At 55.6% G+C, this 19640-nt stretch carries 20 protein-coding genes; 15 read left to right on the forward strand and 5 right to left on the reverse strand.

What is annotated here, in order from left to right; translation table 11 throughout:
* Positions 1-45 precede the first annotated feature (45 nt).
* From AUQ41_RS15400 to rplS, 10 genes are all read left to right on the forward strand, one after another.
* Complete coding sequence (locus tag AUQ41_RS15400) at positions 46-2418, forward strand: heavy metal translocating P-type ATPase metal-binding domain-containing protein (protein ID WP_232308414.1); 2373 nt, start codon at positions 46-48, stop codon at positions 2416-2418.
* A gap of 4 nt (positions 2419-2422) precedes the next feature.
* The gene (gene ccoS / locus AUQ41_RS15405) at positions 2423-2611 is read left to right on the forward strand and encodes a cbb3-type cytochrome oxidase assembly protein CcoS (protein ID WP_063089186.1); all 189 of its coding nucleotides are present in this window, start codon (positions 2423-2425) and stop codon (positions 2609-2611) included.
* A gap of 79 nt (positions 2612-2690) precedes the next feature.
* Positions 2691-3389 carry a cyclic nucleotide-binding domain-containing protein gene (locus AUQ41_RS15410; protein WP_063089187.1) on the forward strand — a complete coding sequence of 233 codons (699 nt, stop codon included), beginning with the start codon at positions 2691-2693 and terminating at the stop codon, positions 3387-3389.
* 213 nt (positions 3390-3602) lie between these two features.
* On the forward strand, positions 3603-4448 hold the full coding sequence (gene panB / locus AUQ41_RS15415; RefSeq protein ID WP_063089188.1) for a 3-methyl-2-oxobutanoate hydroxymethyltransferase: 846 nt from the start codon (positions 3603-3605) through the stop codon (positions 4446-4448).
* A gap of 45 nt (positions 4449-4493) precedes the next feature.
* Positions 4494-5351, forward strand: coding sequence for a pantoate--beta-alanine ligase (gene panC, locus AUQ41_RS15420; protein WP_063089189.1), 858 nt, complete (start codon positions 4494-4496; stop codon positions 5349-5351).
* 265 nt (positions 5352-5616) lie between these two features.
* Positions 5617-7104 carry a signal recognition particle protein gene (ffh, locus tag AUQ41_RS15425; protein ID WP_063089190.1) on the forward strand — a complete coding sequence of 496 codons (1488 nt, stop codon included), beginning with the start codon at positions 5617-5619 and terminating at the stop codon, positions 7102-7104.
* A 149-nt stretch (positions 7105-7253) separates the two neighbouring features.
* Positions 7254-7667: a 30S ribosomal protein S16 gene (gene rpsP, locus AUQ41_RS15430; protein ID WP_008889815.1), complete on the forward strand. Its 414-nt coding sequence runs from the start codon at positions 7254-7256 to the stop codon at positions 7665-7667.
* A gap of 47 nt (positions 7668-7714) precedes the next feature.
* Complete coding sequence (gene rimM, locus AUQ41_RS15435) at positions 7715-8389, forward strand: ribosome maturation factor RimM (RefSeq protein ID WP_063089191.1); 675 nt, start codon at positions 7715-7717, stop codon at positions 8387-8389.
* Between the two features lie 3 nt (positions 8390-8392).
* A complete protein-coding gene (gene trmD / locus AUQ41_RS15440) occupies positions 8393-9109 on the forward strand; it encodes a tRNA (guanosine(37)-N1)-methyltransferase TrmD (protein WP_008889813.1) in 717 nt (238 codons plus the stop codon).
* A 3-nt stretch (positions 9110-9112) separates the two neighbouring features.
* Positions 9113-9517 carry a 50S ribosomal protein L19 gene (rplS, locus tag AUQ41_RS15445; protein ID WP_008889812.1) on the forward strand — a complete coding sequence of 135 codons (405 nt, stop codon included), beginning with the start codon at positions 9113-9115 and terminating at the stop codon, positions 9515-9517.
* An 88-nt stretch (positions 9518-9605) separates the two neighbouring features.
* On the opposite strand, the gene AUQ41_RS15450 is transcribed toward rplS, so the two are convergent.
* Positions 9606-10649, reverse strand: a complete 1044-nt coding sequence (locus AUQ41_RS15450; protein ID WP_063089192.1) for a hypothetical protein — start codon at positions 10647-10649, stop codon at positions 9606-9608.
* Positions 10650-11150: 501 nt separating this feature from the next.
* Between AUQ41_RS15450 and leuC the strand changes: the two genes are divergently transcribed.
* From leuC to leuB, 4 genes are all read left to right on the forward strand, one after another.
* On the forward strand, positions 11151-12557 hold the full coding sequence (gene leuC / locus AUQ41_RS15455) for a 3-isopropylmalate dehydratase large subunit (RefSeq protein WP_008889811.1): 1407 nt from the start codon (positions 11151-11153) through the stop codon (positions 12555-12557).
* 12 nt (positions 12558-12569) lie between these two features.
* Entirely contained in the window at positions 12570-12758 is a 189-nt protein-coding gene (locus tag AUQ41_RS15460; protein WP_008889810.1) for a hypothetical protein, read from the forward strand.
* Between the two features lie 4 nt (positions 12759-12762).
* Positions 12763-13374, forward strand: a complete 612-nt coding sequence (gene leuD, locus AUQ41_RS15465) for a 3-isopropylmalate dehydratase small subunit (RefSeq protein ID WP_008889809.1) — start codon at positions 12763-12765, stop codon at positions 13372-13374.
* 91 nt (positions 13375-13465) lie between these two features.
* Positions 13466-14569, forward strand: coding sequence for a 3-isopropylmalate dehydrogenase (leuB, locus tag AUQ41_RS15470; protein WP_008889808.1), 1104 nt, complete (start codon positions 13466-13468; stop codon positions 14567-14569).
* Between the two features lie 56 nt (positions 14570-14625).
* Here leuB and sigJ read toward each other — a convergent pair whose 3' ends face one another.
* From sigJ to AUQ41_RS15490, 4 genes are all read right to left on the reverse strand, one after another.
* The gene (sigJ, locus tag AUQ41_RS15475) at positions 14626-15639 is read right to left on the reverse strand and encodes an RNA polymerase sigma factor SigJ (RefSeq protein WP_255356212.1); all 1014 of its coding nucleotides are present in this window, start codon (positions 15637-15639) and stop codon (positions 14626-14628) included.
* Positions 15632-16066: a carboxymuconolactone decarboxylase family protein gene (locus tag AUQ41_RS15480; RefSeq protein WP_063089193.1), complete on the reverse strand. Its 435-nt coding sequence runs from the start codon at positions 16064-16066 to the stop codon at positions 15632-15634. The genes sigJ and AUQ41_RS15480 overlap by 8 nt, the downstream gene beginning before the upstream one ends.
* Before the next feature lie 132 nt (positions 16067-16198).
* Entirely contained in the window at positions 16199-16609 is a 411-nt protein-coding gene (locus tag AUQ41_RS15485) for a hypothetical protein (RefSeq protein WP_063089194.1), read from the reverse strand.
* Positions 16610-16853: 244 nt separating this feature from the next.
* Positions 16854-18077 carry a cyclopropane-fatty-acyl-phospholipid synthase family protein gene (locus AUQ41_RS15490; RefSeq protein ID WP_063089195.1) on the reverse strand — a complete coding sequence of 408 codons (1224 nt, stop codon included), beginning with the start codon at positions 18075-18077 and terminating at the stop codon, positions 16854-16856.
* Positions 18078-18526: 449 nt separating this feature from the next.
* On the opposite strand from AUQ41_RS15490, the gene AUQ41_RS15495 reads away from it, so the two are divergent.
* On the forward strand, positions 18527-19549 hold the full coding sequence (locus tag AUQ41_RS15495) for an aspartate-semialdehyde dehydrogenase (RefSeq protein ID WP_063089365.1): 1023 nt from the start codon (positions 18527-18529) through the stop codon (positions 19547-19549).
* Positions 19550-19640: the final 91 nt, after the last annotated feature.

Genomic DNA, 19640 nt, shown 5'->3' on the forward strand with positions numbered 1-19640 from the left:
GTCGCCCTTCAGCCCTGTCGCCATTGCGGCGAGCCGGTGACAGCCATGTCACCTGCCGCACCCGACTTTTGTTGTGCCGGGTGTGCTGGCGCCTTTGAGCTCTTGGGCGAAATGGGGCTGACATCCTATTACAACCGACGCGCAATCGATCCCAAGGTCCGGGCCCTTCGCCCGGACGAAGACGAAATCGCAAGCTTTGATTTCACCGAACTGGCCAGCACCGATACCGACGGTCATCATCATCTGAACCTGATGGTCGATGGCATCCATTGCGCGGCCTGTGTCTGGCTGATCGAAACCCTGTTGCAACGAAACAGCGCCGTATTGCAGGCCCGCGTCAATATGACGACACGCCGCCTGCGCCTGAGCTGGCAGGGCGATGTTTCCGATATCGAAGACATCATTCGCCCGGTAATGCAGATGGGCTATCGCCTGATCCCGTTTGATCCGGCCGCCCTTGAACAGGCAACAACGTCGCGCAACAAGGAATTGCTGCGCTGTCTGGCGGTTGCCGGGTTTGCAGCCGGGAACGTGATGTTGCTGTCGGTCTCGGTCTGGGCCGGATATTTTCAGGGCATGGGTGGGGCGACCCGCGATCTGTTTCACTGGATATCGGCCCTGATCGCGCTGCCTGCGGCGGCCTATGCCGGATTGCCGTTTTATCGATCCGCCCTTGGTGCCATTCGCAACCGCCGGGTCAATATGGACGTGCCGATCAGCCTGGGCGTCATTCTGGCACTTGGTATGAGTTTGGCACAAACCATTCGCGGCGAACCGCATGCCTATTTCGACAGTGCGATTACCCTTTTGTTCTTCCTGCTGATCGGGCGCTATCTTGATGGTCGTGCGCGCGGGCAGGCACGCTCGGCGGCTGAACATCTTCTGTCGCTCAATGCCCGCTCGATCACCGTGATTGAACCTGATGGTACGCGGCGTCTGATCGCACCGCAAAAGGCCACGCCGGGCATGATCGTTCTGGCTGCGGCCGGTGAACGGATCGGCATCGACGGCAAGGTGATCGACGGCCAATCTGATGTCGATACCAGCATCATCACCGGTGAAAGCATCCCTGTTCTGACCCGTCCGGGCACCACCGTGTTTGCTGGAACCACCAATATTTCCGCCCCGCTTCGTATCGAAGTCACCGCCACCGGTGGCAATACGTTGCTGTCCGAAATCGTGCGCCTGATGGAAAATGCCGAACAGGGCCGCGCCAGATATGTCGCCATTGCCGATCGGGTGGCAAAGGCCTATGCGCCGGTTGTTCATACCCTGTCGCTGGCGACCTTTATCGGCTGGTGGCTGATTGGTGGGATTGGCTGGCAGGATGCGCTGATGAATGCCATTGCCGTTCTGATCATTACCTGCCCCTGTGCGCTGGCGCTTGCGGTTCCGGTGGTTCAGGTCATTGCCACCGGGCGTCTGTTGCGTGCGGGCATTCTTGTCAAATCGGCAACCGCCCTTGAACGACTGACCAAGATCACCGGCATTATTTTCGATAAGACCGGCACACTGACCACGGGCAAACCCGAACTGGTCGGCGAACCACAGCAAGACAAACTGATGCTTGCCGCCGGCATGGCCGCCAACAGCAATCATCCGTTATCCCGCGCACTGGTGCGTGCCGCCGGAAACGTGACCCCGCAAACCAATGTTACCGAACAAGCTGGTCTTGGCCTGATGATGCAGGGTCCGGCGGGTCCGATCCGGCTTGGCAGCCGTGCTTTCTGCGATGTTGCCGAAAACGCCGATGTACCATCCGATATTACCGGACCGGAATTGTGGCTGTCTGAGCCCGGCATTGCCCCGACCCGGTTTGTCTTCCGCGATACGATGCGCAGCGACGCACCCGAAGTGATCGACACCCTGCGCACGCGTGGCTTTGAAATGACCCTGCTGTCGGGTGACCGCGAAAGCACCGTGCGCCAGCTTGCCGAAACACTTGGCATTACCAGCTGGATGGCACGGATGTCGCCGACCGAAAAAGCCAACCATATTCAGGCCCGCGCGGATCGCGGCAACCATGATTTGATGGTCGGCGATGGCATCAACGACGCACCGGCCCTTGCCGCCGCCCATGCATCAATGTCGCCGGCAACGGCTGCTGAAATTTCGCAAAACGCGGCCGATATCGTGTTTCAGGGGGATCGGCTTGGCGCCGTGATCGAGGCAATTGATGTCGCGCGCAAGGCTGATCGACTTGTCCGTCAAAATTTTGCCCTGTCCTTTGCCTATAACGTGATCACGATCCCGCTGGCGGTATCAGGGTTTGTCACACCGCTTTTTGCGGCAATCGCCATGTCATCCTCATCCCTGATTGTGATCGCCAATGCCTTGCGTTTACACGCAAAATCGGGCAAGTCTGACGGGGTCGGCATCAAACCGGCGACCACGTTGTCGCAGCAGGCAGGGATATAATGCCATGAGCAACCTCCTTCTCCTGATCCCGATTGCATTGTTTCTGGGGCTTCTGGGCCTTGGGGCCTTCTTGTGGTCGTTGCGTTCCGGGCAGTTTGACGATATGGAAGGTGCGGCAAATCGCATTCTGTTTGATGACGATGACGTCACGCCTCCGGGGAACTCAAAGAAGTTCCATGAAGACGATAGTTAGAATTGCTTGAAACTGGGCTATCTCATCGGATAGATTGGTTTGTATTGCGCTTACCGGGTCACCAGCATCGGAGTCTACGATGGCAGTCCGCCCCCAACTCTGCGAAGCCTGTTCTATCAAGGACTTGACTTTTTGCTCCGCATTGCATGGCGATGAACATGATCAGCTGCGTCAATTGCTTACGCATGCACATTATGACCCGCACACCACGATTTTCCACGAAGCCGAAGATGCTGATTACGTCTTTAACGTCACGTCTGGCTCGGTAAAGTTGTATAAATTGCTCGGCGATGGCCGCCGCCAGATCACCGGTTTCCTGTTTGCAGGTGACTTTCTTGGTCTCGCACTGAATGCCAATTACAGCTACACCGCCGAGGCGATTGAACCGGTAACCGCATGTCGGTTCCCGCGCCAGAAGCTGGAAAAACTGTTCGACAAGTTTCCGCATCTTGAAAAACGCATGCTGGGCATGGCGGTCGATGAACTGGCCGCCGCACAGGATCAGATGCTTCTGCTAGGCCGCAAGACCGCCAAGGAAAAGGTCGCATCCTTCCTTTTGATGCTGGCCCGCCGTCAGGAACACCGCGGCGAAAGCAGCGAGACAATCAACGTGCCCATGAGCCGTTCCGACATTGCCGACTATCTGGGTCTGACCATTGAAACCGTGTCACGCACCCTGACCCAGTTGCGCAAGGAAGCAACGATTACGCTCAAGGATAACCGCCATATCGAGGCGGTCGGTCTCGACATGCTTGAAGATCTTGCCGAAGGTCTGTGATTTCTGCGTGCCTGTAATCGGCCAAGAGCATTTTAGGACGCTGATCCTTCGAACGATCAGCCAAACCACGCCCAAAATCCCGGTTATTGGCCGAACTGCCTATTTCGCGATTGCAAAAAAGGTTTCCCGATCGCGGTCATGATATTGTAAACATGACCGCACGCTCGACAAAGATCGGGCAGCGAAATCCGGTTGTACCGGGGGAGAAACGTCATGAGTGCCACCAGCAAAAAGATGGGCCGGACCTCCGTCCCAGAACTCCGTGCCCGTAAGGGCAAAGATCCGATTGTCTGCCTGACGGCCTATACCGCGCCGATGGCGCAACGCCTTGATGAACATTGCGACCTGCTTCTGGTCGGTGATTCACTGGGCATGGTTGTCTATGGCATGGAAAGCACGCTTGCCGTGACCGTCGATATGATGGTCAACCATGGCAAGGCCGTGATGCGCGGATCAAAGAATGCCTGTGTTGTTGTTGATCTGCCGTTTGGCAGCTATCAGGAATCCAAGGAACAGGCGTTCCGCACAGCATCCCACATTCTGGCTGAAACCGGCTGTGCCGCTGTCAAGCTTGAAGGCGGCGCCGAACTTGCCGAAACCATCGAATTCCTGACCATGCGCGGGGTGCCGGTCATGGCCCATATCGGCCTGATGCCCCAACAGGTCAACACCATGGGTGGCTTCAAAAGTCAGGGCCGCGACGAAGAAACCGCACGCAAAACCGTTGCTGATGCCAAGGCGGTTGCCAAGGCCGGCGCCTTTTCGGTTGTCGTCGAGGGCACGGTTGAACCCGTCGCACGTCAGATCACCGAGGCCATCGACATCCCGACCATCGGCATTGGTGCCTCGGTCGCCTGTGATGGGCAGGTTCTGGTCACCGAAGACATCCTTGGCCTGTTTTCCGACTTCACGCCGAAATTCGTCAAACGCTACGCCAATCTTGGCGATGCGGTATCCGAGGCCGTCGGCCAATATGCCGACGAAGTGCGAACCCGTCAGTTCCCGACGGATGAACATTGCTTTGGGTTAGCGAAAAAAGGTAAGTTGCGCGCTGTCTGATCCAGACCGCCGCGATTTTCTGCAATCTTCGATACGACGAAAACGATGTCCCTTACGACTGTTCACACTGTCGCTGATCTGCGCGCGACTATTGCCAACTGGCGCGCCGAAGGCCTGCGTGTCGCCCTGGTTCCGACCATGGGCGCGCTTCATGATGGCCATATCAGCCTGACACACCTTGCCCGTGAACACGCAGATCGGGTGATTGTTTCGATTTTCGTCAATCCGACCCAGTTTACGCCCAACGAGGATTTCGGCGCCTATCCACGCACCCTGCCCGCCGATCAGAAACTGCTTGATGACGCCGGGGTCGAGCTGTGCTTTGCCCCCTCGGTCGAGGAAATGTATCCCGACGGTTTTGCCACCAAGGTCTCGGTTGATGGCGCGATGACCGGTGTGCTGTGTGGGGCGGCCCGCCCCGGCCACTTTGATGGCGTGGCACAGGTGGTGACCAAATTGCTGCTTCAGGCCCTGCCCGATTGCGCGATTTTTGGACAAAAAGACTATCAGCAACTGATGGTCATCCGGCGTTTCAGCGCAGATCTGAACATCCCGGTCGAGATCATCGGCGCAAAAATCCTGCGCGAAGACGATGGCCTCGCCATGTCATCGCGCAACCGCTATCTGACACCTGACGAACGTGCGATTGCCCCGACACTCAACAAGGTCTTGAGTGACATCACTGCCAAGGCCGCCAAAGGCGCCGAACTTGGCCCGCTTTTGGCCAAGGGGCGCGAAGATATCCTGTCTGCCGGATTTGATCCGATTGATTACCTTGAAGTCCGCGATGCCGATACGCTGGAACTGATCAGTGATACGGTGACAAAACCGGCCCGAATCTTTGTTGCTGCCCGGCTTGGCAAGGCGCGTCTGATTGACAATCACGCGATTGAGCCTGCGTAATTCTGGGCATGAGCCGGGCATGACTGCCGGTTAAACACCCGGGCACAGTGGCGGAATCGCCGATTGCGCGCCAAACAGGATGAAAAGCGCAGAATAACGCGCTTTTGCGCCCGATTGCGCTTGACTCCCACCCCCTGATCCAATAAACCCTCCCCACCAAAGGTCGCCCAAGAGGTGACTCCCCCAGTCCTCGAGTTTCGAGCACTGGGTTTTAGTTTTTTGTGCGCACACGGTGGAAACACCAGCAACACAGACGGGATTTGGAATGTTTGAAGGACTAAGCGATCGCCTTGGCGGGGTTCTCGATAAGCTGCGCAAACGTGGCGCGCTGAAAGAATCCGACGTCAAGGAGGCCATGCGCGAAGTACGCGTCGCCCTGCTTGAGGCGGACGTGGCACTTCCGGTCGTTAAAACCTTTATCTCCAACGCCACCGAACGTGCAGTTGGTGCCGATGTTCTGCGCTCGGTCACCCCGGGCCAGATGGTCGTCAAGATTGTCCATGACGAACTGAAAAACATGCTGGGCGAAGGCGAGGAAATCAATCTCGCTTCCACCCCTCCGGTTCCGATCCTGATGGTCGGTCTGCAGGGTTCGGGTAAAACCACCAGTTCCGCCAAGATCGCGCTGAACCTGACCAAAAAGCGCAACAAGAAAGTCCTTCTGGCATCGCTTGACATCTATCGTCCGGCCGCCCAGCAGCAGCTGAAAGTTCTGGCCGACGATAACGGTCTTGGCATTCTGCCGATCGTCATGGGCGAAAAGCCGGTTTCGATTGCCAAGCGCGCAATGGATACCGGACGCAAGGAAGGCTATGACGCGGTCATCCTTGATACCGCCGGTCGTCTGCATATCGACATGGAACTGATGAGCGAAGTCGCCCAGATCCGTGATGCCGTCAACCCGGTCGAGACCCTTCTGGTCACCGATGCGATGACCGGTCAGGACTCGGTAAACGTTGCCAAGGAATTTGCAGACAAGGTCGGGATCACCGGTATCGTTCTGACCCGTGTTGATGGTGATGCGCGCGGTGGTGCCGCCCTTTCGATGCGTCAGATCACCGGCTGCCCGATCAAGATGATCGGTATCGGCGAAAAAATCGACGAGATGGAAGCCTTCCATCCTGATCGTATCGCCAACCGTATTCTTGGCATGGGCGATGTCGTCAGCCTGGTTGAAAAGGCTGCCGAAAACATCAAGGCCGAAGACGCCGAGAAAATGGCCAAGAAGCTGCGCAAGGGTCAGTTTGACCTGAACGACCTTCTGGCACAGCTCAAACAGCTTCAGAAAATGGGTGATCTTTCCGGAATCATGGGGATGCTGCCGGGCATGGGCGCGCTGAAAAAACAGATGTCGCAGACCAAGCTTGACCCCAAACTTCTGACCCACCAGGAAGCGATCATCCTGTCGATGACGCCGAAAGAACGTGAAAACCCGGCCCTGATCAAGGCATCGCGCAAAAAGCGTATTGCCGCTGGCTGTGGTCTGAGCGTTCAGGATGTGAACAAGCTTCTGAAGCAGTACCAGACCATGTCCACCATGATCAAAAAGATGGGCAAGATGGGCAAAAAGGGTTTGTTTGGCGGCATGCCGAAAATGGACCCGGCAATGCTTGAGGGCGGCGATATGCCCGACCTCAACAACTTGCCAAAAGGATTTACCGGTGGCGGGGGCGGTTTGCCGCCCGGGTTGCCGGGATTGGGAGGCGGCGGTGGCTTGCCTCCGGGATTCCCGGGGTTCGGCAAAAAGAAATAGCCAAGCCCCCGGTTCTGAAATGGGTTCTTCAAGAATTCCTCTTAGGAACCAAAACCGGCCCACAAAGCCGGATCAAAGACCAAGTGAATAGGCCCCTCGGGGTCATGATTTAGAAGACTACAAACCCAAGCTGAAAGGAACTTATCCGAATGGCTGTCAAGATTCGTCTTTCCCGTGGCGGTGCCAAGAAGCGTCCGTACTACCGTATCGTAGTTGCTGACGTTCGTGCCCCGCGTGACGGCAGCTTCATCGAGCGCGTCGGTACCTACGACCCGATGCTCCCGAAGGATGCTGACAACCGCGTAACCTTCAAAGAAGAGCGCATCAAATACTGGCTGTCCGTTGGCGCACAGCCGACCGATCGTGTTGCACGTTTCCTGGGCAAAGCTGGCCTGGCTGACGCGTTCAAACCGACCGAACAGCCGCAGAAGTCTGCTCCGAAAGCGAAAGCTCAGGAACGTCTTCGTGAGAAAGCTGAGAAAGCCGAAGCTGCTGCTGCCGCTGCTGCGGAAGCCGCTGCCGAAGCAGCAGCACCTGCTGAAGAAGAAGCTGCAGGCGAGTAATCGCTGAAGGCACGCTTTGATCAGATACCGGAAACTTGTGAACCGAAATGGCTGATACCCGCAAATCCAAAAACGACGAAGCTTATGTCTGCGTCGGCATGATCACCGCCCCGCACGGGGTGCGTGGTGCCGTGCGCGTCAAAAGCTATACCGTCGATCCGGATAACCTTGTCGGTTACGGCCCGTTGTTCGACGCCAAGGGACGCGTGAAATACAAGCTGTCTCCTGTCGGACATGTCCGCGACCAGCTGATCGCCAAGATCGAAGGTGTGGACGACCGGGACGCTGCCGAACGGCTGCGGGGCACCAAGCTGCATGTACCGCGTGCTGCACTGCCTGACACGGTTGAAGAAGATGAATTCTACCTTGCTGACCTTGTCGGTCTGAAAGCGTTCCACATTGATGGTTCGGTTTTTGGCACCGTACGGGGTGTGGCTGATTTTGGCGCTGGCGACGTAATCGAAGTCGCGCTTGAAGAAGCCAAGAACAAGGTTGTTGTTCTTCCCTTCACCAAGGAAGTCGTGCCCGAGGTCATTCTTTCGGAACGCAAGATGGTGGTAAATCCGCCCGAGGGGCTACTGCAGGATGAGGACGGACCCGGTAATCGTAACCGTCGTCCGAACAAACCCCGCAAGGACTCTCAGGCCGACCGCGATTCTGATGCCGTTACTGCCGATGCAGTAGGCGCGGAAACCGCGACCGGCAGCGGGAAGGAGGCCTGATCGATGTCTGTGTGGCAGGCAAAAGTTGCAACCCTGTTCCCGGAAATGTTTCCGGGGGTGCTTGGTCAGTCTTTGGCTGGCAAGGCGCTTGAAAACGGGATCTGGTCGCTTGATGTCAAAGACATCCGCGATCATGCAACCGACCGCCACCGCACTGTAGACGACAATCCTTTCGGGGGCGGGGCCGGCATGGTCATGCGCCCGGATATTGTCGACGCCGCCCTGCGTGAATTGCGTGGCTCTGCACCGCAGTTGCCGCTGATTTATCTCAGCCCGCGGGGAAAAGTGCTGAACCAGAAACGCTGTCGCGAATTGGCAGCAGGCCCGGGTGCCATCCTGCTTTGCGGTCGTTACGAAGGTATTGACCAACGGGTTCTGGATGAACACGAGGCCGAGGAAATCAGCATCGGTGATTACATCCTCATGGGCGGCGAACTGCCGGCCATGGTCCTGATTGAATCGTGCATTCGCCTCATCGAGGGAACGGTCAACAAGACCGAGTCTGTCGACGAGGAAAGCTTTGAAACCGGGTTGCTTGAATATCCGCATTACACGCGCCCGGCCAACTGGAACGGGCGTGAAGTGCCGGAGATCTTGCTTTCCGGACATCATGCCAAGGTACAAGCCTGGCGGCATGCTCAGGCAGAAGAAATTACCCGCGCGCGACGCCCGGACCTTTGGGACCGGTACGTGGCAAACGGGAACATCAAAGAGGGTTAAACCATGACCAACATCATCCAGCAGCTCGAGAAAGAGCAGCTCGACAAAATCGTTGCGCAGCGCGAAGTTCCGGAATTCGATGCAGGTGATACCGTCCGTGTACACCTGAAAGTCGTTGAAGGTACCCGTGAGCGTATCCAGCAGTTCGAAGGCGTATGCATTGCGCGTAAGAACCGCGGCCTGAACTCTTCCTTCACCGTGCGTAAAATTGCATCGGGCGAAGGCGTTGAGCGTATCTTCCAGTCGTACTCCCCGGCCATCGACAAAATCGAAGTCGTTCGCCGCGGTGACGTACGTCGCGCGAAACTCTACTACCTTCGTGGCCGTACCGGTAAATCTGCACGTATCGCCGAGCAGACCACCGGCCACAAAGGCAAACTGACCGCCGAAGAACGCAAGAAGAAGTAATTCTTCGCTGTTTTCAGCATCAGAACAAAGACGGGCTCACCTTCGGGTGGGCCCGTTTTCGTTTCCAACGTGTTACAAATTGTAAGGTTTAGTCTATTGGACGGATCACAATCTGATCGACATCCAGATAACTATTCATGCGCGTGAACGAGCGCCGTGCCCGGCCATCAAAGAACTGTATTTCTTCCCCTGCTTTCAGTCGCCAACGCATCCGTCGTCCATCGATATCCGGCAAAGGATCGGAAGTGACAACCGAGTTCTCAACCTCCTGAACAAGATTGAACTCAACCTCAACATCCTGCCTCGCCCTCAGCGTACGAACCCAAGAACGATTATATTTATGACCAACGTACCCCCAATATGGCGTCATCTCATTCTGAATTGAAGTCGCTACAACATCATCGGAGCTACCATTCAACTCGCCTAGGATCAGTCGACCTTTGCCAATGCTGGGGATAACCACGGGTATCATGAGCTCGTCACCCTGCTTTGCCATCCAAGAGTCTTCAAACTTCTCATAAAACCAAAGCTGGGACGTGTCAGAAAACGGGATGAAATAATCCACCGTTTTTCCACCTTCGCGCAATTTCTTCTGCGCCAACTCAGGTGAGATCAGTTTGTTCTCTTGTATGGAGTAGCTTGCAGTTCCATAGAAAGGGTCCAACAGCGCTGTACTTTTATCAGACAAGTTAACCAATAAAGCCGAATGGGCAGCTCCGGTTTGAACCATATCCCATTGAAAAGACTGATACCCAAGCTCAGCCAAAATGAAAGCAAGATTCCGCGCTGCATTGTCACAAAGCCCCTTCTGCAACACGGTCTCTATAACGCCGTTCGGAAACTGGACGAACTTAGGTAGAAGAGGATGGGTCAAATAGGGACGTAATCTTAAAAGTAAAATAGAGCGCGGTGATACCTCGGAAAATTCTCGATGAACTTCCGCGGAAATCCTTAACAAGGTTTCCGCTTCAGTCGCATTCTCAATTTCAGCAGATTTGATTATCTGCTGCGCGTGGCGTTCTGCCTGTGCAACAAAATAGCTCCGAACCCCCAAAACACCTACACCCGAACCAATGATTAAGAGACCCAAACCGATCAAGAGTGCTTTCTTCGGAAAAAACGCGCGGACCATTTTACAGGCTTTCTGACTGTTCAAGAAAATTGTTATCAGCTCTGACTAGTTGACAACTGCAGGCACTTTGTAAATGCCCAAAAAGCAACGAATCGCCTTGAATTTCTGTAACCTTTGAGCCAAGAGATCAGCAAATCTCATCAATATTTGTTATATCAGATATATTTAATTCAGAAAAAATCTCAGAAAAAACATGTTCTCTTTGATGAATAGGACGTAATCACACCGAAAACAATAACGGTTTGACAAAACGCTCTCCCGATGTCTTGTGATTTGGAAGGTGGCGTGTATAAAGGCACTCCCGCGGCAAATACGAACAAACCCGCGTGGTTCTGGATAATAAAATTTCGCAAACCGGATAAAGCCGGTTGCGCCGGAGAAACGCCAAGCCCCACCCGCCGTCAAAAGCAGGTATTGCAGCAATCTTCGTCCCATTCAGAACCGCACCCAGCGGCTTGATCGTTGCTGCTCAAAAGATCGATGTATTATGAGGAGGTCGAGATGGGTCAACCTAAAACCCTTTTTGACAAGATTTGGGAAAGCCATGTGGTCGACACGCAGGATGATGGTACCTGCCTGCTTTATATTGACCGTCATCTCGTCCACGAAGTGACCAGCCCGCAGGCCTTCGAAGGTCTGCGCAATTCGGGCCGCAAAGTGCGCCATCCGGAATTGACGCTTGCCGTGCCGGATCACAACGTTCCGACCTCTGACCGTTCCGAAGGCATCAAGGAAGAAGACAGCCGCATTCAGGTTGAAACCCTTGACCAGAACGCCAAGGATACCGGCATTCACTATTTCCCGATGAACGATCTCCGTCAGGGCATCGTGCACATTGTCGGCCCGGAAGAAGGTTTCACCCTTCCTGGCGTGACCATGGTTTGCGGTGACAGCCACACCTCGACCCACGGCGCTTTCGGCGCGCTGGCATTTGGTATCGGCACGTCCGAAGTTGAACACGTTCTGGCAACCCAGACGCTGGTTCAGAAACCGGCCAAGAACATGCTGGTCAAGGTCGAAGGCGATCTGCATCCGGGTGTGACCGCCAAGGACATCACCCTTGCGATCATCGGTCGCATCGGCACTGCTGGCGGTACCGGCTATGTCATCGAATATGCTGGCTCGGCGATCCGTTCGCTGTCGGTTGAAGGCCGCATGACGGTCTGCAACATGTCGATCGAAGGCGGCGCACGCGCTGGCCTGATCGCCCCGGACGAAAAAACCTTTGAATATATCAAGGGCCGCCCGATGGCGCCGAAAGGTGCCGCGTTCGAGCAGGCTGTTGAATACTGGAAGACCCTGCCGTCTGACGAAGGCGCACATTACGACAAGATTGTCGAAATCGATGCCGCCGAAATCGTCCCGCAGGTTACCTGGGGCACCAGCCCGGAAGACGTCGTTCCGGTTACCGGCACCGTGCCGTTCCCGTCTGACGGCAAGGATGCCGGCAAGCAAAAGGCAATTGCCCGTTCACTGGAATATATGGGTCTGACCGCAGGCACCCCGATCGAGGAAATCAAGATCGACCGTGTCTTTATCGGTTCTTGCACCAACGGTCGTATCGAAGACCTGCGTGCTGTTGCCGAAGTCGCCAAGGGCCGCAAGGTTGCCGAAACCGTCAATGCCATGATCGTTCCGGGCTCCGGTCTTGTGAAAGAACAGGCCGAGGCAGAAGGCCTGCACGAGATCTTCATCGAAGCAGGCTTTGACTGGCGCGAGCCGGGCTGCTCGATGTGTCTGGCGATGAACCCGGACCGTCTGGCCCCGGGCGAGCGTTGCGCTTCGACCTCGAACCGTAACTTTGAAGGCCGTCAGGGCCGTGGTGGTCGTACCCACCTCGTCAGCCCGGCCATGGCAGCTGCGGCTGCGATCACCGGTCATCTGACCGACATTCGCAAACTCGGTTAAGGAAGGTTCCCCATGGCCGATCACACATTGATCAATTTCCGCGAAAGTGCCCCTCGTCTGGGCCGCGCACCGGTGCTTGAGCACCTCCTGCCGCAACTGACCGGCATCAACCTGCCGGACTTCGTGGCCCAGGAACTCGACGCGACCGAAGAATTGATCGAAGCACTCGGTCTGGCCTGGGAAACTGGAAGCAAGGGATAAGATAATGGAAAAATTCACCAAGCTCACCGGTGTTGCAGCACCACTGCCGATGATCAATGTCGATACCGACATGATCATTCCCAAACAGTTCCTCAAAACCATCAAACGTTCGGGCCTTGGCAAGAACCTGTTTGATGAAATGCGTTACGACGACAACGGTAACGAAATTCCGGATTTCGTTCTGAACAAGCCAGCCTATCGCAATGCCAAGATCCTCGTATCGGGTGACAACTTTGGCTGTGGCTCGTCGCGTGAACACGCACCCTGGTCGCTGCTTGATTTCGGCATTCGCTGCGTGATCGCACCAAGCTTTGCTGACATTTTCTATAACAACTGCTTTAAGAACGGCATCCTTCCGATCCGTCTGCCGCAGGAAGATGTCGACAAACTGATGGCCGACGCCGAACGCGGTGCGAATGCGACCGTCACCGTTGATCTTGAAAATCAGGAAATCACCGGTCCGGATGGCGGCTGCATCAAGTTTGAAGTCGAAGAATTCCGCAAGCATTGCCTGCTGAATGGCCTCGACGACATTGGCCTGACCCTGCAGAAGGCCGATGCCATCAACGATTTCGAAGCCAAGCGCGCTGCATCGCAGCCCTGGCTGTCGCTGTAATTGCAAAAACGGGCGGCAAACATCGGTTTGCCGCCCGTTTTCTGATCGTTACGGGGTGAGCGGCCCCAAAAAATCTGGGAAGGAAGCATTTATGAGCACCACCAAAAAAGTACTGATGCTGCCGGGCGATGGAATTGGCCCGGAAGTCATGCGTCAGGTTCAGCGCGTCATGGACTGGATGGCGAAAAAGCGCAGCGTGAATTTCGAAATCACCGAAGGTCTGATCGGCGGCGCATCCATTGATGCCCATAAAAACCCGCTGACCGACGAAACGCTTGCGGATGCCATGGCCGCCGACGCTGTTCTGCTGGGTGCTGTTGGTGGTCCGAAATGGGACGACATGCCGTTCGACATCAAACCGGAACGTGGCTTGCTCAAAATCCGTAAGGAAATGGGCCTGTTTGCCAACCTGCGTCCGGCACTGGTGTTTGACGCCCTTGTTGGTGCATCGACGCTTAAAGAAGACGTCGTTAAGGGTCTTGATATCATGATCCTGCGTGAACTGACCGGTGGCATCTATTTCGGTCAGCCGCGCGGCATCGAAGAACGCGACGGTGTCCGTCACGGCTTCAACACCCTTGTTTACTCCGAGCCGGAAGTCGAACGCATCGCGCGCGTTGCCTTTGACATGGCAATGAAACGTAACAAGCGCCTGTGCTCTGTCGATAAGGCGAACGTTCTGGAATCCACCGTTCTGTGGCGCGAAGTTGTCGAACGTGTTGCCAAGGACTTCCCGGAAGTCGAACTGAGCCACATGTACGTCGATAACGCCGCCATGCAGCTGGTGCGTAACCCGAAACAGTTTGACGTGATGGTCACCACCAACATGTTTGGCGACATTCTTTCCGATTGTGCCGCCATGCTGACCGGGTCGCTTGGCATGTTGCCGTCTGCGTCCCTTGGTGCTGCGGATGCAAACGGTGCGCGCAAGGCGCTTTACGAGCCGGTACACGGCTCCGCCCCGGACATCGCCGGTCAGGACATCGCCAACCCGCTGGCAACCATCCTGTCATTCGCCATGATGCTGCGTTATTCGTTTGATATGGGCGACGATGCCACCCTGATCGAAGACGCGGTACAGAACGTCCTTAAGGGCGGCCTGCGTACTGCAGACATCATGCAGCCGGGCATGGCCAAGGTTTCGACCACGGTTATGGGTGAGTCGCTGATCAGCGAACTCGACAAGCTCGTCTGATCGTTTCAAGCGATCCCGATATTAAAAAGGCCGGATATTGATCCGGCCTTTTTGCATTAATGGGTAATCTCGACGGCGTCGGCAAGAATGTCGGAAAACAGCGCCAACTTGTCCGGGTTCCGATGGACAAACAGATCAACAATCTTTCCGTCGCGTTCGGTCGCGCAAAGTGCGGTGGCCACAACACCGTCTTCGGCCATAAGGATCCAGCATTGATCCTTGATCGTGACGCCAAAGATGCGCTCACCCGGACTGCGCTTGCCCCAGACACCAAGAAAGAACCGCGACACATGATCTGCGCCAAACAGCGGATTGGCGGTCGCCAGTGCCTTGCCACCACCATCGGAATGCAAAATCACATCAGGTGCCAGAAGATCTAGCAACCGGCCAACGTCACTCGTCCCGATGGCCGAGACAAACGCATCCAGACGATCCCGATCACACGCCGTTGCATTTGGTTCGGGCGTCGCATCGCGATCACTGTCGCGCTGCATCTTGCGCCGGGCGCGGAACAGGATCTGACGGGTATTGTTCGGCGTGCGTTCGATCAGGGGGGCGATATCGTCATGCATCCAGTCAAAAACTTCATGCAGCACAAGTGCCACACGTTCTACCGGGGCCAAGCGTTCAAGCATCAACATATAAGCCTGCCCAAGGCCGTCCTGCTCGATCAACTGGGTTTCGGCTTTGGGTTGTTCGGGCGGCAACCACGGTTCAGGCAGCCAGTGACCGACATAGTTTTCGCGCTGGCGGCGGGCTGATTTCAAAACATCGAGGCAGATATTGCTGCACACCCGGACAAGCCAGCCGGTGGCGTCATTGATCGTCTCATGATCCTGATTGCGCCACCGCAACCAGACGTCCTGAACCGCATCCTCGGCATCGGCGTGACTGCCCAGCATACGATAAGCCAACGCGGTCAACCGTGCCCTGTGTTGTTCAAAAATCCGATCTGCCAAAGATGTCCCACCAAACGCGTGAAGCGATACGGGGAAATCCCGTATCGCTGTGTGTCTCCGATTGTAAGGGGTTTTTACGCCTCCGTCAGGAAGCTTACGACGATCATGCAAATTCATGCTGCGCGATGCCCAACCGGTTCCATGCATTCATCGTGGCAATGATGCAGGTCAGCTCCGAAATCTCGGCTTCTTCGAAATGATCAAGAAGCACCCGATGGCATTTCGAAATCGTGACTTGGCATTCCGCCCGGGTCAGGCATTCGGCCCATGCCAGTGCCGCACGCTCTGCCGCGCTAAACCCTTCGGCACCCTGCCAAACCGGCAACATCGCAAGCTTGACCGGATCGCCGCCATGTTTGGTAAAGCTGTCAGAATGCATGCGAACGCAATAGGCACAGCCATTGATCTGCGACACCCGACACTCAATAAGGTCACGCAGTACGGGTGCAATCTGCGGGTTTTCGCCAAGCTTGGTGGCAAGGTCAAATTGGGCCTGGAACAGTTTCGGACTGACTTCATGAAAGGCAAAGCGGGTCATGGCAATTCTCCTTGGTGACACGAGGGTTAACGGGGAAAATCCCCCTCTGCCCACAAGGACGAAGCACGGGCGGCCCGCGTTACACGACCCGCCCGTAAAATTCGAAATTTATCAAATCAGCAATCTGGGATTTCAGACGATACCCGCATCCGCAAGCGCACGGGCGACATTGTCATGCATCACCCATGTCCAGTCCTCGCCATCACTTTGCGTTCCCTCGGCAAGGGTGAATATCGCCGCCAGATAATCACTGACATCACTCTTGCACGTCGGAAGGTCTGCTGCGGCCGCGATCTTGGCGGCAAGCCGGCCATACTTCTTATTCCCGATGCGGCATCCGAAATGCCCGACCGTCTCGGCCAGCTTCAGCCCGGTAATCTTGCGCCCCGGGGCTTTGACGTGGGCACGCAGCATATCGCGTTCGCAGCTCGACATTTCAATTTCGGCCAGGGCCCGGACATAGTCCTCGGGCCGTCCGATATGCGGCGCGGTATCCTTTTGCGTCTGATGATTGGCGTCATCCCGGCTGATCATTTCAAACATGTCGTTTCCTCCCGACAGAATGACCGGTTTTCCGCTTTTCACATCTGTCGTGCCGGTCCATCACGCGATGTGGCTTGGTTTGAAGGCACGTCTTTGATCTTCTTTGTTTTGATTTTGATTTGCAGTCATGCGGTGCATGTCGCCGCAACAGGGTCGCACGGCTCTTTATTGAATATGGGAAGCAGCAAGCAGAAAACAAACAGGGCGGGAAACCATCGCTCCCCGCCCTCTATCATTGCGACCCTCAGGCATATTCAAAGCCCGGCTTGGTAAAGACGAACTGGCCGACTCGCATGCCGCCGCCGCCCTCGCCCGCGTCAAAGGCATTGATGCATCCGGCCAGATAGAATTCCCACATGCGTTTGAATTCTTCGTCGTACTTTTCCGGGTCAAGTTCATCGGCGACTTTGCGGAACCGATCACGCCACGCAATAAGCGTCTGGGCATAGTTGCGACCGGCATGGAAGTTTGAGGCCTCTACCGTCAGGTTGGCATGTTCGGCAGCCTCGATCACTTCATGCACCGCCGGAATGTACCCGCCCGGGAAGATATATTTATCAATCCACGGCGAGGTAAATTCAGCCCGCGGCTTGATGATGGTATGGATCACAGCCCGCCCGCCGGCCTTCAGAAGCTCACTGACCTTTTCGAAATAGGTTTTGAACTGATGACGACCAACATGCTCAAACATGCCGACCGATACAACGCGGTCGTACTTCCCGGCATTGGCATCGGCAAACAGCCGATAATCCAGCAGGTGGTAATCAAGCCCCGCCTTCATATTGCCGCCCATCTCCGAACGCTTTTCCTGCGCCCAGTTATATTGTTCGGTCGAAAGCGTGATGCCATGCACCTCTGCCCCGGTCTCACGATGGATAAAGCGGCTTAACCCGCCCCAGCCACAACCGATATCGACCACGCGCAGGCCCGGCTCATTGATTTTGAGCCGCTGGGTGGTCAGGCTCATTTTCCGGTGCTGGGCTTCTTCAAGAGTCTGGGCCCCATCATCCCAGAAGGCACATGAATATTGCATCTCCGGATCAAGGAACCGGGTGTAAAGATCATTGCCGATATCATAGTGATGGCGCACGCGGTGTGAGGCGGCCCTGACCGATGTAAACTGCCCGATCTGGAATTTCAGCGCCTGCAGCTTTTCGATAAAGCTGCCAAACCCGCTGGTCGAATGCCCGCCTTCGAAATTAAGACGCAGCACCTTGATCAGGTCCTCCATCTCGCAGTTCACAAGGTCGAATCCGCCATGCATGAAGGCCTCGCCAAAGCCCGGATCTGGGCTCAGTGCCATTTTAAGTGTGTTGGTCCAGTCCGGGACGGTCATACCCGCCCGCGGTTCTGATCCATCTCCCAGCACGACCTCGTGCTTGTCATCCACACGGAATACCAAAGTCCCGCGCGTGACATGTTCCCGAAAGAAATCGAGAACCTTTTTCTGTGTCCAATCCAAACTCATCGGGTACGTCATTTGCCGTCCTTTTTATAAAAGTCCGAATAGTGATCGCCCCATATGCAGCAATGCCGCATATCTGTAATGAACCCGTGATCAGGATCGTTTTGTCTGGCCGTCCGGAGGATCGTCAGGTGGTCACATCGGTGGCTTGGACGCCAACCAGGCAGAAATTCAGAAATCAACCTGGCAAGATGCAAAACGTTTCTGATTTCAGGTTCGCTACATGAACCCCTTTGGTAATTCTGCCAGATTTTTCTGCGATCTCAAGTAGTAATCATGATCACATTGGCAACGACATGCTTGCGCAATCGCCGAGAAACCCTTACATCTCGCCGCAGATTATCAGACATTACCCAAAGGCATGGTCGCTGCGTCATCCGTTGTCGCACGGGGTTTTCCCGTTCCGGCATCATTTTGATCACCATGCCGACAAGACTGAAAGAGGCACCCTGATGGGCTACAAAATCGCCGTTGTCGGCGCGACCGGAAATGTCGGGCGCGAGATGCTCAACACCCTTGCCGAACGCAAATTCCCGGCAGACGAAATCTTTGCGCTGGCATCGTCGAAATCCATCGGGCGCACCGTGGGCTATGGCGAAGATGACGAGATCAGTGTTCTCGATGCCGCAACCTTTGATTTTTCAAAGGCCGATATCGCCCTGTTCTCGGCCGGTGGTGAAACCGCCAAGAAACTGGCCCCCAAGGCTGCCGAAGCAGGCTGCGTTGTCATCGACAATTCCAGCTATTGGCGCATGGAACCGGGTGTTCCGCTGGTCGTGCCCGAGGTCAATGGCGATGCACTGGCCGGATACGCCAAAAAGAACATCATCGCCAATCCGAACTGCTCGACCATTCAGATGGTTCTGGCCCTTAAGCCACTTCATGACATCGCAACGATCAAACGTATCGTTGTTGCGACCTATCAGTCGGTGTCGGGTGCCGGTCGTGCCGCCATGGACGAGCTGTTTAACCAGACCAAAGGCATCTATGTGAATGATCCGCCAAAGAAGGAGGAATTCACCAAACAGATCGCCTTTAACGTCATCCCGCATATCGACAATTTCATGGATGATGGCGCGACCCGCGAAGAATGGAAAATGTCGGTCGAGACCCGCAAAATTCTTGCGCCGGAAATCGCAGTCCACGCCACCTGCGTACGCGTCCCGGTCTTTGTCGGCCATGGCGAAGCGGTCAATATCGAGTTTGAAAAACCGATCACGGTCGAAGAAGCCCGCAAGGCGATGAAAAACTTCCCTGGCGTTTCGGTTGTCGATTACCGGCAGGACGAAGGCTATGTCACCCCGCAGGAAGTCCAGGGCGAGGACAATGTCTTTGTTTCGCGCGTGCGCAAGGACCCGACGGTCGCAAACGGCCTGTCGCTGTGGTGCGTTGGTGACAACCTGCGTAAGGGTGCCGCCCTGAACGCGGTTCAGATTGCCGAGAAACTGGTCGCAGAATTCCTGCCGAAGAAATAATTCAAAGTCTGGATTCATTCACATAGGAAAGAGCCCGCCCTCTCAGGCGGGTTCTTTTGTTTTTGCTAACCGTCGTGGACTGAACCACAAG

The sequence above is a fragment of the Thalassospira sp. MCCC 1A02898 genome (genome assembly GCF_001618185.1).
GTDB classification, from domain to species: Bacteria; Pseudomonadota; Alphaproteobacteria; order Rhodospirillales; family Thalassospiraceae; genus Thalassospira; species Thalassospira tepidiphila.

Coding starts and splice junctions, on each gene's coding strand:
- AUQ41_RS15400 (WP_232308414.1), top strand. CDS start 46: ATGTCACCTGCCGCACCCGACTTTTGTTGTGCCGGGTGTGCTGGCGCC.
- ccoS (WP_063089186.1), top strand. CDS start 2,423: ATGAGCAACCTCCTTCTCCTGATCCCGATTGCATTGTTTCTGGGGCTT.
- AUQ41_RS15410 (WP_063089187.1), top strand. CDS start 2,691: ATGGCAGTCCGCCCCCAACTCTGCGAAGCCTGTTCTATCAAGGACTTG.
- panB (WP_063089188.1), top strand. CDS start 3,603: ATGAGTGCCACCAGCAAAAAGATGGGCCGGACCTCCGTCCCAGAACTC.
- panC (WP_063089189.1), top strand. CDS start 4,494: ATGTCCCTTACGACTGTTCACACTGTCGCTGATCTGCGCGCGACTATT.
- ffh (WP_063089190.1), top strand. CDS start 5,617: ATGTTTGAAGGACTAAGCGATCGCCTTGGCGGGGTTCTCGATAAGCTG.
- rpsP (WP_008889815.1), top strand. CDS start 7,254: ATGGCTGTCAAGATTCGTCTTTCCCGTGGCGGTGCCAAGAAGCGTCCG.
- rimM (WP_063089191.1), top strand. CDS start 7,715: ATGGCTGATACCCGCAAATCCAAAAACGACGAAGCTTATGTCTGCGTC.
- trmD (WP_008889813.1), top strand. CDS start 8,393: ATGTCTGTGTGGCAGGCAAAAGTTGCAACCCTGTTCCCGGAAATGTTT.
- rplS (WP_008889812.1), top strand. CDS start 9,113: ATGACCAACATCATCCAGCAGCTCGAGAAAGAGCAGCTCGACAAAATC.
- AUQ41_RS15450 (WP_063089192.1), bottom strand. CDS start 10,649: ATGGTCCGCGCGTTTTTTCCGAAGAAAGCACTCTTGATCGGTTTGGGT.
- leuC (WP_008889811.1), top strand. CDS start 11,151: ATGGGTCAACCTAAAACCCTTTTTGACAAGATTTGGGAAAGCCATGTG.
- AUQ41_RS15460 (WP_008889810.1), top strand. CDS start 12,570: ATGGCCGATCACACATTGATCAATTTCCGCGAAAGTGCCCCTCGTCTG.
- leuD (WP_008889809.1), top strand. CDS start 12,763: ATGGAAAAATTCACCAAGCTCACCGGTGTTGCAGCACCACTGCCGATG.
- leuB (WP_008889808.1), top strand. CDS start 13,466: ATGAGCACCACCAAAAAAGTACTGATGCTGCCGGGCGATGGAATTGGC.
- AUQ41_RS15480 (WP_063089193.1), bottom strand. CDS start 16,066: ATGACCCGCTTTGCCTTTCATGAAGTCAGTCCGAAACTGTTCCAGGCC.
- AUQ41_RS15485 (WP_063089194.1), bottom strand. CDS start 16,609: ATGTTTGAAATGATCAGCCGGGATGACGCCAATCATCAGACGCAAAAG.
- AUQ41_RS15490 (WP_063089195.1), bottom strand. CDS start 18,077: ATGAGTTTGGATTGGACACAGAAAAAGGTTCTCGATTTCTTTCGGGAA.
- AUQ41_RS15495 (WP_063089365.1), top strand. CDS start 18,527: ATGGGCTACAAAATCGCCGTTGTCGGCGCGACCGGAAATGTCGGGCGC.